The 12,908-nt window shown below is 54.9% G+C and carries 14 protein-coding genes and 2 tRNA genes; 1 reads left to right on the forward strand and 15 read right to left on the reverse strand.

Annotated features, from left to right (window positions below; all coding sequences use genetic code 11):
* Positions 1-32: 32 nt before the first annotated feature.
* The 5 genes from MBOO_RS09250 to MBOO_RS09265 form a co-directional block, all read right to left on the reverse strand.
* Positions 33-482: a type IV pilin gene (locus MBOO_RS09250; protein ID WP_012107343.1), complete on the reverse strand. Its 450-nt coding sequence runs from the start codon at positions 480-482 to the stop codon at positions 33-35.
* A 345-nt stretch (positions 483-827) separates the two neighbouring features.
* On the reverse strand, positions 828-962 hold the full coding sequence (locus tag MBOO_RS14210; protein ID WP_269677924.1) for a hypothetical protein: 135 nt from the start codon (positions 960-962) through the stop codon (positions 828-830).
* A gap of 12 nt (positions 963-974) precedes the next feature.
* Complete coding sequence (locus MBOO_RS09255) at positions 975-1,739, reverse strand: ABC transporter permease (RefSeq protein WP_012107344.1); 765 nt, start codon at positions 1,737-1,739, stop codon at positions 975-977.
* Positions 1,729-2,580 (reverse strand): ABC transporter ATP-binding protein, encoded by an 852-nt coding sequence (locus tag MBOO_RS09260; protein WP_198324430.1) that lies wholly within the window; start codon positions 2,578-2,580, stop codon positions 1,729-1,731. Before MBOO_RS09260 ends, MBOO_RS09255 begins: the two co-directional genes overlap by 11 nt.
* Positions 2,581-3,032: 452 nt before the next feature.
* Positions 3,033-3,105, reverse strand: a tRNA-Thr gene (locus tag MBOO_RS09265).
* Between the two features lie 185 nt (positions 3,106-3,290).
* On the opposite strand from MBOO_RS09265, the gene mmp10 reads away from it, so the two are divergent.
* Positions 3,291-4,517 carry a methyl coenzyme M reductase-arginine methyltransferase Mmp10 gene (mmp10, locus tag MBOO_RS09270; protein ID WP_012107346.1) on the forward strand — a complete coding sequence of 409 codons (1,227 nt, stop codon included), beginning with the start codon at positions 3,291-3,293 and terminating at the stop codon, positions 4,515-4,517.
* Positions 4,518-4,672: 155 nt separating this feature from the next.
* Here mmp10 and MBOO_RS09275 read toward each other — a convergent pair whose 3' ends face one another.
* The 10 genes from MBOO_RS09275 to MBOO_RS09320 all read right to left on the reverse strand — a co-directional run bounded on the left by MBOO_RS09275 (position 4,673) and on the right by MBOO_RS09320 (position 12,902).
* On the reverse strand, positions 4,673-5,173 hold the full coding sequence (locus MBOO_RS09275; RefSeq protein ID WP_012107347.1) for a DUF350 domain-containing protein: 501 nt from the start codon (positions 5,171-5,173) through the stop codon (positions 4,673-4,675).
* Positions 5,174-5,459: 286 nt separating this feature from the next.
* Positions 5,460-5,589, reverse strand: a tRNA-Met gene (locus MBOO_RS09280).
* A 69-nt stretch (positions 5,590-5,658) separates the two neighbouring features.
* A complete protein-coding gene (locus MBOO_RS09285) occupies positions 5,659-7,140 on the reverse strand; it encodes an acetyl-CoA carboxylase biotin carboxylase subunit (RefSeq protein ID WP_012107348.1) in 1,482 nt (493 codons plus the stop codon).
* The gene (oadA, locus tag MBOO_RS09290; RefSeq protein ID WP_012107349.1) at positions 7,137-8,885 is read right to left on the reverse strand and encodes a sodium-extruding oxaloacetate decarboxylase subunit alpha; all 1,749 of its coding nucleotides are present in this window, start codon (positions 8,883-8,885) and stop codon (positions 7,137-7,139) included. Before oadA ends, MBOO_RS09285 begins: the two co-directional genes overlap by 4 nt.
* 76 nt (positions 8,886-8,961) lie before the next feature.
* Positions 8,962-9,594: a hypothetical protein gene (locus tag MBOO_RS09295; RefSeq protein WP_012107350.1), complete on the reverse strand. Its 633-nt coding sequence runs from the start codon at positions 9,592-9,594 to the stop codon at positions 8,962-8,964.
* A complete protein-coding gene (locus tag MBOO_RS09300; RefSeq protein ID WP_012107351.1) occupies positions 9,576-10,283 on the reverse strand; it encodes an ATP-binding cassette domain-containing protein in 708 nt (235 codons plus the stop codon). The genes MBOO_RS09295 and MBOO_RS09300 overlap by 19 nt, the downstream gene beginning before the upstream one ends.
* Positions 10,271-10,942, reverse strand: coding sequence for an ATP-binding cassette domain-containing protein (locus MBOO_RS09305; RefSeq protein ID WP_012107352.1), 672 nt, complete (start codon positions 10,940-10,942; stop codon positions 10,271-10,273). Before MBOO_RS09305 ends, MBOO_RS09300 begins: the two co-directional genes overlap by 13 nt.
* Entirely contained in the window at positions 10,939-11,448 is a 510-nt protein-coding gene (locus MBOO_RS09310) for a biotin transporter BioY (protein ID WP_012107353.1), read from the reverse strand. The genes MBOO_RS09305 and MBOO_RS09310 overlap by 4 nt, the downstream gene beginning before the upstream one ends.
* A gap of 44 nt (positions 11,449-11,492) precedes the next feature.
* Positions 11,493-12,473 (reverse strand): biotin--[acetyl-CoA-carboxylase] ligase, encoded by a 981-nt coding sequence (locus MBOO_RS09315; protein ID WP_012107354.1) that lies wholly within the window; start codon positions 12,471-12,473, stop codon positions 11,493-11,495.
* A gap of 6 nt (positions 12,474-12,479) precedes the next feature.
* Positions 12,480-12,902 carry a DUF2111 domain-containing protein gene (locus MBOO_RS09320; RefSeq protein WP_012107355.1) on the reverse strand — a complete coding sequence of 141 codons (423 nt, stop codon included), beginning with the start codon at positions 12,900-12,902 and terminating at the stop codon, positions 12,480-12,482.
* Positions 12,903-12,908 lie beyond the last annotated feature (6 nt).

The raw sequence follows: 12,908 nt of genomic DNA on the forward strand, positions 1-12,908 counted from the left end.
CCCATCGAATAAAACTATCCTGAATAAAAAAATTAGATGGTGGTATCAACAATGACTTGTGTTGACCCGTCCGTAAACTGACCCACTCCAACTACATGTGAAGTGGTTGGCGCATTTGTAATAATGCATGTTGCTCCAACGGGCAATACACTTCCTGAAGTGGGCATAAGAGTTTCAGTACCCTGTCCACCAGCTTTATAAGTACCACCGCTCGGAACAGTCATTGTTGCGTTTGCACCGCCAACGGTAAAGAAAATTGAGCCTAATGTTCCTGCATCCTGTCCACCCTGATAGGTGATAGTCACGTTATTCGAATTGGTACGATGCTCAGTCGCCGCAACCACCTTGGTCTTCTGGATGTTACCGGCCATGCCAAATACGAACGCTGCAATAACAGCCGCGAGGATTACAGTGATCGCGACCATCAGGATGACACCTATGACCGGTGACACTGCTTCTTCATTCTTTCTGGTAAATACCATACAAATACACTCCAATAACTATATCCTTTAAAAGATAGACACAGTATAATCAGATTATTTCCATCTTACACTATATAGATATTTTTATCCGAATTCTCATAGAAATTGGAACCTGATCGGGAAATCACCAAATAATGTAAAGATTACAGTACAAAGATACAATGCTGGTTGAAAGAGGATAACCATAATCGCAAAGATGAGCGGGAAAATCCGGCTTCATTGAATCCTTGAAGAAAATGATATCCGCTGGATCCAATCTTCTCTTTTATTTCACAGATATTTTAATGAAGAGAAATTATTCCAGGTTTTTACACAGGGAATAGTACGTTCCATTCCCGTATACGGTTAGATACCGAAAACCAACCCACCCACACATTCCAAAAAAATACCAGGGGATTCCCAAAAAGGGAAAAAACCGGAAAAGAAACTGTCATCAACCGCAATTAATCTTTTTTGTTCCATACCTTTCATCGCAACCATATACTCGGCACCCTAAACCTCCCTCCATCGCGCCTTGTTCCGGGCCAGAACAAACAAGGCAACCGTGACAGAGATCAGAACGGCCCAGTCGATTATGACCGTAGTCAAAGAAAGGGACAGGTACCCGCCAATCCCCTGGACCAGCTCAGCCGCATAGGTAGTAGGGGAGAGGTAGGCCAGATAGCGGAAAGGAAGGGGGATGTAGGTAATTGGATAATACACGGGAGGGATGGTGGAGAAAAAAGTCGAGATCAGCCTTGTAAAGGCAAAGCTCTGCACGATGTCGCTGGAGAAGGTAGCGAGCGTATAGCCAATGGAGATCGAAGTGATAAAAATAAGCAGCAGTACTGCCACGAATTCAAGGACTCCCACCAGGGTCAGGGACAGCCCGAATGAGGCAAGAACGGTGAGCACTATAAGGGCAGGGATAGCGTACACAATCTCAGCAAAGGAAAGCCCGAGCATATAGGCGAGCCAGCCAGTGGGGGAGCTCACGATCATATCCTGAAGCTTAAAATCGTTCTTTAAGTGGGAAAGATCGGCGGAAAGGGCCATGCCTGCGGAGAACATGGCCATGATGAATCCACCCATGATGCCCACTCCGAAAAGGCTGCCGTGGCTGACGAACACAATCACCACTAATATTGAGAGAGGCGAGACTACCGTATTCAGGAGTACGATGGGGTAGTTTTGCATCTCGTACACGGAGTTTACAAGAATCCCCGCGAAAACCTGACTGAACAGGTTTCGCTTCCGGGTCAGGTTCTTATCTGCCACCGGTGTCACCCCCGGGGTGAAGATAGAAGAAAATATCCTCCAGCCCTACAGGATTGATGGTAAACTTAATCCCCTCCCGGGACAGTTCCTGAGCGATACGGAAGGCCTCACCCTCGGTCGTCAGGATCACCGGGAGATCGTGGTTTCCCTTCACCATCTCCCCCTCAGTAAGGATAACAGGTGCTTCCGGGATGGAGAGCAGCTTCACACTGTAGTTGTACCGCAATCGTTTTCTCAGTTCGTCCAGCGTACCGAGGGCGATCAGCTTCCCCTCCTCCAGTACACCGATCGTATCTGCCAGTTGTTCTGCCTCCTCCATGTAATGAGTGGTTAGTACCACGAAACGGTCCTTGCGGACCTCCTGAAGCACCTCCCAGAACTCACGCCGGGCAAGAGGATCAAGCCCGGTGGTAGGTTCGTCCAGGAAGATTACATCTGCTTCCGTGGCAAGGATCATAGCCATCAGCACCTTTCGCTTCATGCCACCGGAAAGCGTGCGATTAAGGACCCGCGCCTTCCTGCCGAACTTAAGCTTTTCCAGCACCTCGCCAGCCTTTTGTTTTGCTTCGCCATAGCCCAGACCCCGCCAGAGAAGATAGGAAAGCACCGACTGCAGGGGAGTCATCCAGGGAACCGGCCGGGCCTCCTGGGGCACGATGGCAATTCGTTCCCGGATCTGATCCGGTTCCGACATCACATCGATCCCGTTGAGCGTGGCGGTTCCTGAGGTAGCCTCGAGGTTGGTTGCAAGGATGCGGACCAGCGTAGTCTTTCCCGAACCATTCCGCCCGATGAGTACGAATACTCCCCGGGCGGGAAGAGTGAAGCTGACGGAGTTCAAGGCCGGGACGGGACTCCCCGCATAGATCTTGGTCAACCCTTCACATACCAGTGACAATGCATCTGCCGGGATGCTCTATCCTCCTGAACTGATCCTGTTGTCCCTTACGATGCTTTGTCGGAAATGAGATCATCTCTGCTCCGGAACTGATTTTTGGCAGCATGGGGTTTATAGGTAGTTTTTGCTCCGGCGTCAGATAAAGTAAAGGGCCCAGGCAATGCCCCTTTTTAGCTTGTCCATTTTCCCGGGGATTATGATCCCTCACTGGTCGGAATACAGGTTAATCCCTACAATGGGGATGGGGAATTTTTATCGCTGAAATGGAGTTGGGTTTAAACGACCTGAATCTGACAACAATGTCAATACAAGCTTCGAGTATAGAAAAATCGTTTATCTGGATTTTAACCCGGGAAAGATGAGGAAAAATATCGTCAGAAAGAGAAGTACGACAAAGCCTCAGCCGTGATTTGAACACGGGACCTGCTGATTACAAGTCAGCCGCTCTGCCAGCTAAGCCACTGAGGCGCCATATACAATAGACCGTGAGGGGTAAAAAAGATGGTGCTGCCCTGCAGATTTTCCAACCGGAGATCATTCCGGAAAGAAAAAACGTCCCGGTCGAATTGACCTGGGGCAAAAAAGGATTGACCTCAAGCCTGCTCGTTTCCAAACACATTATACACATCCTGACAAGTACTGTACCAGCAATAATGGCACAGCTGACCGTGGATATCGGGGGACGGGCGGGCCTGGACTGCCGGGGGTTCTGCGAGTACTGCTACTTCAAGCGGGTAAAGGCCACCCGTGCGTTCGGCTGCCGGCACTGCCTGCCATTTGCAAAAGGCTGCGATTACTGCACAAAGGGCGTCCGGGAAGAGTACGCCGGGTTTAAGGATCTCCGGACCATTGCACAGGATACGCTTGCTGCACTCCAGACAAAGACCGGCGACCTTGACCGTATCACAATTTCCGGCGGAGGGGATCCCAGCTGCTACCCCCAGTTTACGGATCTGGTCGAACTGCTGGGGGCAACCGAGGCCCCGCTCCACATCGGTTATACCAGCGGCAAGGGATGGGACGATCCAAAAATTGCCGATCTTCTGGTTGAAAACGGCCTTACCGAATGTTCATTTACCGTCTTTGCCGCAGATCCCGCACTGAGGAAGCGCTGGATGCATGACCCGACTCCCGAGGCCTCGCTTGAGATTCTCGAACGGCTCTGCGGTGCTGCCGATGTTTACGCAGCAGCGGTTGTGCTGCCCGGGATAAATGACGGGGAGGTGCTCGAACACACCTGTTCATGGCTTGAAGAACGCGGCGCTAAAGGACTCATCCTCATGCGGTTTGCCAATACTACTCAGCAGGGACTCATCCTCGAAAACGCACCGGTTATTAAAGGCCAGGTCGTCCAGTCCACAGAATCGTTCCGGGATATGGTCAGCGATCTTTCCCACATGTATAAAATGAAGATCTCCGGCACCCCGCTCTGGGACCCGGCCATCGGATCGCCGTTTGCGATCCTGCACGAGCCACACCTCCTCAAAAAACTGCCCCGGGTCCAGCGCCGCGCCTCGGTGATCAGCGGTTCGGTTGCCGCCCCGTTCATCAATGCAATCCTGTCAGCACGCGGGGCAACAGTCCCGGTGATCCCGGTGGAAAAAGAGATCGCCTGCCTGATCACGGAAGACGATCTCCGGGAGATCGACTGCTCCATCCTCGAACCCGTAATTATTATCCCGGGCAGGGCCTTTGTCCACGATACCGAGGCACAAAAGATCGCAAGCCGTGACGGGACTACCCGCACGGTGATCCGGGGGCCGGACCAGCTTACCGCAGATGCCGAGACAAGCATGGGCATGACAAAAAAAGAGGTGCTTGCGCTGGAGATGGACGGGATCAGTAACCTGATCTGGTGTATCAATCACTATGGGACATAAAGTCGCCGACGCCCGTTGTGGATCCCGGGTATGGCCGTGGCGTAAGAGGGAGAATAACCGTCACTCCCCTTTTTAATCCATCAGAGGTTACCGGTTTTTTGCCACCTGGATCCGGTCCAGTAAGATAAAAACAAAAAAAGGAAAATTGGGTAGGATTAGGCCAGTGATGTCGTGATACCCACGATACCGGACTGGATGATCAGGGCAACTGCGATAATAACGCCAGCCATCTCGAGCGCGACAGCCACATTACCCTTCTTGAGCTCCTCGAACTCCTCGACTTCCTTGGTGAGCTTATCGAGAATGTTGAGCGCAAGGTAGATTGCACCGATCGCAAGGAGAACACCAAGGATCAGCTGGATGATCGCAACGGTGATAACGATCAGTCCGTCAACTGAGGTAAAACCAAGAACAGATGCCTTGCTGATGCCAACCGAGATGCCGGAAACACCGGACTGGACTACCACAGCAATGGCAACAAAGATTGCGGCAACGACAATACCAAATGCCACATTGCCCTTTGCAAGCTCCTTCTGCTCGTCAACCTCCCGGGTAACCTTGCCAAAGACAGAAAAGCCGATGTACAGTGCCACCACGGCAAGGATAACTGCGATGACCAACTGGATGATACCGACAGCTGCATTAACAAGAATCATTTTTTTTCACCTCATTTTTTAGTTAGATGGGCTTACGGGATAAATAAATATATCTCCGCCGGACAGGCAAAAATACGCAGAAATTCCGGGCGAAATGACATTCCGGGAAACAATCTCCGCCAAAATGGATCGGAAAGCAAACAGGGTTCCGGCAACAAAAATCTGTACTGTGGGTCCACCCGGCACCCCGCCCTATCTGTTATTGCCTTCTCCCCGGAGAGACCAGCAGGAGTATGAAACAGAAAAAGAAAGAAAATATCCTCAAAAATTCTCATGAAAACAGGGATGCTGCGAGTGGGTTACGATCCCACGATCTCCAGATGTCCCAGGTATCTTATCGCGCAAAAACCGGATTGTTTTTGCGCTCCAATAAAACCCTATGAGTCTGGCGCCCTAACCAGCTAGGCCACCGCAGCACGAAAGTGCATAATTACAACGCCATAAAAACTCTTAAAGGTTCTCATAAAAGGATTATGAGGATTATTTTATCCACCCTTTTTCTGCTGCTGGAGGTACACGTTTACCGCCGCGGTAATTGCCGCCACCTTGTTGCCCTGCGAGAACGATCCGGCCAGCGTCTGCATCCGCGCCTCCTCATCAAGTTTGTACCGTTCGAGGGTCTTTACGATATGCTCCTCCTGCAGGAAGTGGGTGTGGGTGTTGCCCTCGATAAACTGCGGGTTGTTCATGATTGCATAATGGAGCGGGAGCGTGGTCTTGATCCCGAGAATAATGTACTCCGAGATCGCACGGCGCATCCGCATGATCACTTCGGGACGGGTGCTGTCCCACGCGCAGAGCTTCGCGATCATCGAATCATAGTTGGGCGGGATCATGTATCCCATATGGATGCCGCTGTCCACCCGGATGCCCGGGCCACCCGGGGAGCGGTACCGCTGGATTTTGCCCGGGTCCGCAGCAAAGTTATTGAGCGGATCCTCGGCATTGATCCGGCACTCGATCGCGTGGCCCCGGATCGAAATATCCTGCTGGTCAAAGGGCAGGGATTCCCCGGCCGCAATGGCGATCTGCTGCTTGACCAGATCAATCCCCGTGATAAATTCGGTAATGGTGTGTTCAACCTGAAGCCGGGTGTTCATCTCCATGAAGTAGAAGTTCCCGTTGCTGTACAAAAATTCGACAGAGCCGGCGTTTGTATAATCAGATACTTCTGCTACTTTGAGTGCGGCAGAAGACATGCGTGCCCGAAGCTCGTCGGTCATGATCGCCGAGGGGGCTTCCTCGACCAGTTTCTGGTGCCGGCGCTGGATGGAACACTCGCGGTCAAAGAGATGGACCGCGTGCCCGTGCTCATCGGCAAGCACCTGGAACTCGATATGCCGGGGCTTGACGAGATATTTCTCGATAAAAACCGTCGGATCGCCGAATGCTGACCGGGCAATCCTCATGCTGCCGGTGATCGCCTCTTCGAGTGCGGCCTCGTCATTGACGATCTGCATCCCGATGCCGCCACCGCCGGCGCTTGCCTTGACAATCACCGGATAGCCGATCTCCGCGGCCACCTTTTTTGCTGTATCGATATCGCGGATACCGTCATCGGTCCCGGGGAGCACGGGTACCCCGGCCTTCTTCATCATCTGCTTGCTCCCAATCTTGGAGCCCATGGCCTGGATGGTCTTTGACTTTGGCCCGATGAAGGTCACACCCTCATCAGCACACAACTTTGCAAACCGGTAATTTTCCGCAAGGAACCCGTACCCCGGGTGGATCGCCTCTGCACCGCTCTTTTTTGCAATGTCAACGATCCGCTCCATGTTTAGGTAGCTCTTTGACGGGTGTGCCTCGCCCACAGCAAATGCCTCATCGGCGTACTTCACGTGGAGGGCGTTTTTGTCCACCTCCGAGTAGATCGCGACGGTATCGATATCAAGTTCCCGGCAGGCACGCATGACCCGGATCGCGATCTCACCGCGGTTTGCGATCAGGATCTTCTCGAAAAATTTCATTGCACCACCAGCAGGACATCGCCGTTCTGGACGACATCGCCGGTATCGACAAAGATCTCGGTGACCTTGCCGTCAACCGGGCTGTGGATGGGATTCTCCATCTTCATGGCCTCGAGCACAAGGAGCGTATCGCCTTTTTTTACGGCCGCCCCCCGGTTGACCATCACCTGGAGAACCATGCCCTGCATGTTGCTCCGGATCCCGCCGGCGATCTCGCCCCGTGGCGCTTTCTGGGGCACAGCCTGCGTCACCTGCACCTGGTTTCCGCCCACTGAAACGATCCGGACAGAGAATACCTCCCCGTCGACCTCGACTTCCATCCGGTCCGGAACGCCCCCGGCTCCTGCTGCAGGCTGGGCGGCCGGCTGTTTGCAGGGTATCTGCTCGGGCGCCCGCTCACCTTTCAAAAACGCCGGGGCAATGGCCGGGTACATGATGTAGGTGAGGACATCCTCCTCTTTTTTTACAAGGCCCGCCTTTTCCGCTTCTACCTTCATGCGCTCGTACGAGGGTTCGAGCATATCGGCCGGGCGGCAGGTGATCGGCTTTTCATCACCGATGATCAGTTTCCGGATCTCTTCGCTGACAGGAGCGGGGGAGCGGCCGTACAGACCCCGGACATAATCCTTAACCTCTTTTGTCACATTCGCGTACCGCTGGCCGTTTACGAGCACGTTTAAAACTGCCTGGGTTCCCACGATCTGGCTTGTGGGAGTCACGAGCGGAGGGTACCCAAGGTCCTGGCGTACCCGGGGGATCTCGGCGAATACCTCATCGAGACGATTAAGCGCGTCCTGTTCCTGAAGTTGCGAGACAAGGTTGCTGATCATGCCGCCGGGCAGCTGATAGATGAGCACGTTGCTGTCCACGCGCTCCGAGATCGGGTTCACCAGCCCCGCATATTTTTCCCGGATCTGCACGCAGGTGTTCCTCACGGTCCGGAGTTTGAGCATATCGATCCCGGTATCGCGGGACGTCCCGGTAAGGGAGGCCACCACGCTCTCGGTCGGCGGCTGCGAGGTCCCCATGGCAAATGGCGACATTGCGGTATCAAGAATATCCACGCCTGCCTCGATCGCCGCCTGGTAACTCATCGGGGCGATCCCGCTCGTGGAATGGGAATGGAGGCAGACTTTGATATCAACCGCCTTTTTGATCCCGCTGATCAGCTCGCGGGCAGCCCCGGGCATGATAAGCCCGGCCATGTCCTTGATGCAGATGGAATCGCAATCGAGCGCGGCCAGTTCCTTTGCCATCTCGATAAACATCTGCGTGTTGTGGACCGGGCTCGTGGTATAGGAAATGGTGCCCTGCAGGTGCGCCCCGGCCTTTTTCACCTGCTCCATCGAGCGCTTCATGTTCCGGATATCGTTGAGCGCATCAAAGATCCGGAAGATGTCCACACCATTTTTGTGCGAGGCCGAAACAAACCGGTCCACTACGTCATCGGAGTAGTGGCGGTACCCCACCAGGTTCTGGCCGCGCAGGAGCATCTGGATAGGGGTGTGTGTGAGTTCAGCCTTGAGCGCCCGGAGCCGGTCCCATGGATCGTCGTTTAAGAACCGTATGCAGGTATCAAAGGTTGCTCCCCCCCATGCTTCGGCAGAAAAAAAGCCGCATGCATCAATCTCGCGGGCGAGCAAAATCATATCTTCAGTGCGGAGCCGGGTGGCGATCAGGGACTGGTGAGCGTCACGAAGCGTTGTATCGGTAATATGCACTTTGCGGGAAACGGCAGCACACATGGGAAACCTCGACAATCAAAGGGGCTCCGGTTGTATAATTAGCCTCTCAAAACTTCGGCGGGTAAGTATAAAAAATTCACCAACGGGGGAAAATTGCCACGATAAAAGCCGCAACAGCGCAAAGAGTTGCAATAATTCCTGGAACGGTCACGGCAAACCGGGTGCAGACCGTTCCACCCCCGCGATATCCCCGCACGGCAAGGATCTCTGCAGTTTCATCTGCCCGCCGGAGCGCATCGCAGATAAGGACCCGGCCGGCCGGAAGCAGGCTGCGCGGTCCCCACACAACGCCTTTCTGTACCGACGCAATCCGGATCCGGGAAAAATCACAAAAGAGCCCTTCTGCCATCCCCATTGCCATCTCTGCGGTCATGCCCAGTTCAAATCCGGTCTTTTTGCCCCCCATCCAGACCCCGGTTGCAAGGAAATCCCCGGGTCGGGAATCGGCATATACCCAGGCACCTACGAGCAGGATAGCAGTCATACGGACAAGGTACGAGAGCCCGTCGCTCCCGGATAAGATCATAACCACGGCGATCAGGATAAACAGCAGGAACGCTGCGGCAAGCGCCCGCACGTGCCGGATACTCTTCTGCCGCGCGGTAAAGGCCAGCCACCAAAGGAATACTGCTATGGCCCCGACGATGCTTGCGAATGCTGCAAGAGATAGCAGCAGCACACAGGCCAGTCTTAATCTCGGATCCTGCATGCGGCCTCCTGCAACCCTTTCGGTGTGAGCGATGCAGGGATCCTGCCGGTTTCCACAAGGAGCCGCGCCAGCGGCGGGGCGTGCTGCCAGTGCCGGAGCCCGTCCGGCATCCTGCCGCAATCAACCAGGCTCCCTCCGGTGATCTCCCAGAGATGATCGATCTCCGGGAAAATGCCCTGCTCGTGGGTGAAGATCACCGTGATACCCCCGGCCCGCCGGCTTATCTGCCGGCAGACCTCCTCTTTTGCCGGGCAGTCCAGCGAGGAGAACGGCTCATCGAGCAGCAGCAGATCGCATTCCTTTGAGAGGATACAGGCAAGGTGCAGGCGCTTGAGCTCCCCCCGGGAGAGGGAAAGGACCGGTATTTCCGGCAACACATCGATGCCTGCCTGCCGGATCACGGCTCCCGGTTCAAAGCCCCACGATGCACACTCCTCTGCCACCGAGAGCCCGGTCACGTGGAACTCGGGAAACTGGAAAGAGACGAGCACGCTCCTGATCCCCTCGCGGACCACTGCGCCACTTGTTGGGGCATGCAGGCCGGCCATCATCAGGGCAAGAGTGGACTTCCCGCTCCCGACATCGCCGCTTACCAGGTGAATGCCCGTTTCGAAAATCCCGTGCGCCTCAAGCGACCAGAAAGGGCGACGGGTGTTGCCATGATCGAGTACGAGCCTCAAGGCGTGCATCTCCAGGAAAGAGGATAAAACGGCGTATCGGCCAACCGGGAAAAGACCTCCCCGGGCGTACCCGCGTGGAGCACCTGCCCTTTTTCAAGAAAAAGCAGGTGATCGCTGCTTGCCGCAGTATCCATCTGCTGCGTGCACCGGATCACGTACATGGCACCGGAGGCACGGATCGCGCCCTCAAGCCACCCGCACCGGCCAGAATCGAGATGCGAATCGCACTCATCTAGTACGAGAACGCGTGGCCGGCCGATAACCGCAGCAGCAAAAGCAACCAGCACCTTCTCCCCGCCGCTCAGTTCCCCCATCCGGCGGTCCAGGAGATGTCCGATGCCGAGACGTTCCGCACATTCCTGCACCATGTGTCCGGTCTCTTCGCAGGGAGTAAACCGGAACCGAAGGGGAGAGGCAAGTTCGTCCTTTACCGTGGAAAATAGGATGTTGCGGTCCGGGAATTCGTTGACGTACCCGGCGTCCGTTTCCCGTGGGGGTAATGTGTCCACAAAGATGGTTCCGCTCCCGGGTTCTGCAATACCGGCGCACAGTTTCAAAAATGTGCTCTTGCCGCTGCCGTTTTTCCCAATCACTGAGGTGATGCCGGGGGAGATATCCAGGGCATCGATAGCAAAGGCTCGGTACCGGAGATCCCGAATAGTGATCATGACAAGTCCCGGCCAAGGTAGTAGACTGCACCCACCTTCACCGCTTCACCGGGAATAAAAACTGCCAGTCCAAGGACAAATGCCGCAGCCGGGGCCATGCCCGTGGAAACGATCAGCCATGCCATCCCACAGAGAAGAATGAGCAGATCGCCGCTGGCAAGCCCGGCAATCCGGATCACAGCCTTGCCGGATTCATACGCAAAGCCGGAAACCAGAACTGCCAGGATAAAACCGACAAGATATCCTCCCGTCGGCCCCAGAAGGATACCCATTCCTGCTACGCCATTGTGGAAAACAGGCAGCCCGAGCACACCCAGTACTACATACAGGGTGACCGGGATGACGGCGTCGCGCTTCATCACCGCTGCTGCGAGCAGGACAAAAAATGTCTGGAGGGTAAAGGGGACGGGGATAAACGGAACTGATATCCACCCTCCAAGAGTGATAAGTCCAATAAAGGCCGCTGTATATGCAACGCGGCGTGAGCGTGCGAGATCGCCAAACATCGTAAACCTCTGAAATTTTGGAGGTTGACGATAAAAAGGATTGCTTACTGGTGGAAACAGTCTCCGGCAATTACCCGTTCGAGCTTGCCGTTGTCTTTCCGGATGATAAGCGCACCAAACTCATCGATGTCGACCGCCTCACCGGAAAAGCTGTTCTTTAAGGTTCGTATATCCACGCGGTGTTCGAGCGTGCAGGAGAGGCTCTTCCATTCCCGGATAATGGTATCGTACTCCCCGCTCTCGACAAGGAGATACTGGCTCTCGAATTCCTTTAAGACCCGTGCCAGAAACGCAGCCCGGTCCACTTCATGGCCGAGCTCTGCGGAGATCGACGTGATGAGATCCCTTAGCCCGGGTGCAAACTGGGCAAGCGAGATATTGGCATCGATGCCCATGCCAAGCAGGCAGTAGTGCACGGTATCGGACTCGGCCGCAAGCTCAAGGAGCAGCCCGGCAACTTTCTTGTTCCCGATAAAGATGTCATTGGGCCATTTGATCAATGCACTCAGGGAGAACTCTTTTCGTATCGCCCGGGCCACAGCCACCGAGCCGGCCATGGTTATCATAAAGACATGGTCGATCGGTATATGGGGTTTGAGCACAACGGTTACCCAGATCCCGCCACTGGGCGAGACCCAGGCCCGGCCCATACGACCGACACCGCCGGTCTGCTCCTCGGCGATGATCACCATGCCGTGCATCTTCTCCACATCGCCCTCGGCACAGAGCTGCTTTCCCGCCCAGATAGTAGAGGGGGTGTTCTCCAGGTACCGCATCTTCTTGCCGATGAACTTTGTGTGGAGTTTCTTGTGGATCTCGTAAGGCAGCAGCTTGTTGCTCATCCTTGTCAAGCGGTAGCCTTCCTTCTGCGACGACGAGATATCGTACCCCATCATCCGCAGTTCGTTGATATGTTTCCAGACAGCGGCACGGGTGATCCCGAGTTCGTTGCTGATCACTTCGCCCGAGACCGGCCCATCCGCCTTCTCGAGAACCGCCATGACCTTGAACGCAGAATCGGGCAAACCGCGTCACCTCCGGGAATCACTGGCCTCTTCAGGCAGCGGGCAGGGATCCTTTCCGCAGACCTGCTTGATGATCGCGGACTGGTCCTCCATGAGCGTAGCAAGATCGAAGATCCCGGTCACATCCACCACCCCAAGCGCCCCGATCACCTTTCCCTCGTGATCGCGGATGGGAGCAACGGTTACCGGCACTCCCTTGTACGCACCATTCTCAGGAGTGGTTTTGATCACCCGGTTTGTCGCAATGGCCTGTTCGAGCACCGGACCCGTATAATTGCGGTCGACTACCCTGCCATCCTCGATCCGGATCCCGGGCTTCTGGAGCGATTTTGCCGTCACCGGCAGGCGGTGGATGATCTCGTGGATGGCAAGAACCACCGGTTCAAGATCTGCTGCCTCCGCTGTTTCGCAAAACGTGTAACGGTGCATCGGACA

Origin of the sequence: Methanoregula boonei 6A8, assembly GCF_000017625.1 — an archaeon.
In the GTDB taxonomy this organism is placed as follows: domain Archaea; phylum Halobacteriota; class Methanomicrobia; order Methanomicrobiales; family Methanospirillaceae; genus Methanoregula; species Methanoregula boonei.

Coding starts and splice junctions, on each gene's coding strand:
- MBOO_RS09285 (WP_012107348.1), bottom strand. CDS start 7,140: ATGAAATTTTTCGAGAAGATCCTGATCGCAAACCGCGGTGAGATCGCG.
- MBOO_RS09250 (WP_012107343.1), bottom strand. CDS start 482: ATGGTATTTACCAGAAAGAATGAAGAAGCAGTGTCACCGGTCATAGGT.
- MBOO_RS09275 (WP_012107347.1), bottom strand. CDS start 5,173: ATGATTCTTGTTAATGCAGCTGTCGGTATCATCCAGTTGGTCATCGCA.
- oadA (WP_012107349.1), bottom strand. CDS start 8,885: ATGTGTGCTGCCGTTTCCCGCAAAGTGCATATTACCGATACAACGCTT.
- MBOO_RS14210 (WP_269677924.1), bottom strand. CDS start 962: ATGGTTGCGATGAAAGGTATGGAACAAAAAAGATTAATTGCGGTTGAT.
- MBOO_RS09305 (WP_012107352.1), bottom strand. CDS start 10,942: ATGATCACTATTCGGGATCTCCGGTACCGAGCCTTTGCTATCGATGCC.
- mmp10 (WP_012107346.1), top strand. CDS start 3,291: ATGGCACAGCTGACCGTGGATATCGGGGGACGGGCGGGCCTGGACTGC.
- MBOO_RS09300 (WP_012107351.1), bottom strand. CDS start 10,283: ATGCACGCCTTGAGGCTCGTACTCGATCATGGCAACACCCGTCGCCCT.
- MBOO_RS09320 (WP_012107355.1), bottom strand. CDS start 12,902: ATGCACCGTTACACGTTTTGCGAAACAGCGGAGGCAGCAGATCTTGAA.
- MBOO_RS09295 (WP_012107350.1), bottom strand. CDS start 9,594: ATGCAGGATCCGAGATTAAGACTGGCCTGTGTGCTGCTGCTATCTCTT.
- MBOO_RS09310 (WP_012107353.1), bottom strand. CDS start 11,448: ATGTTTGGCGATCTCGCACGCTCACGCCGCGTTGCATATACAGCGGCC.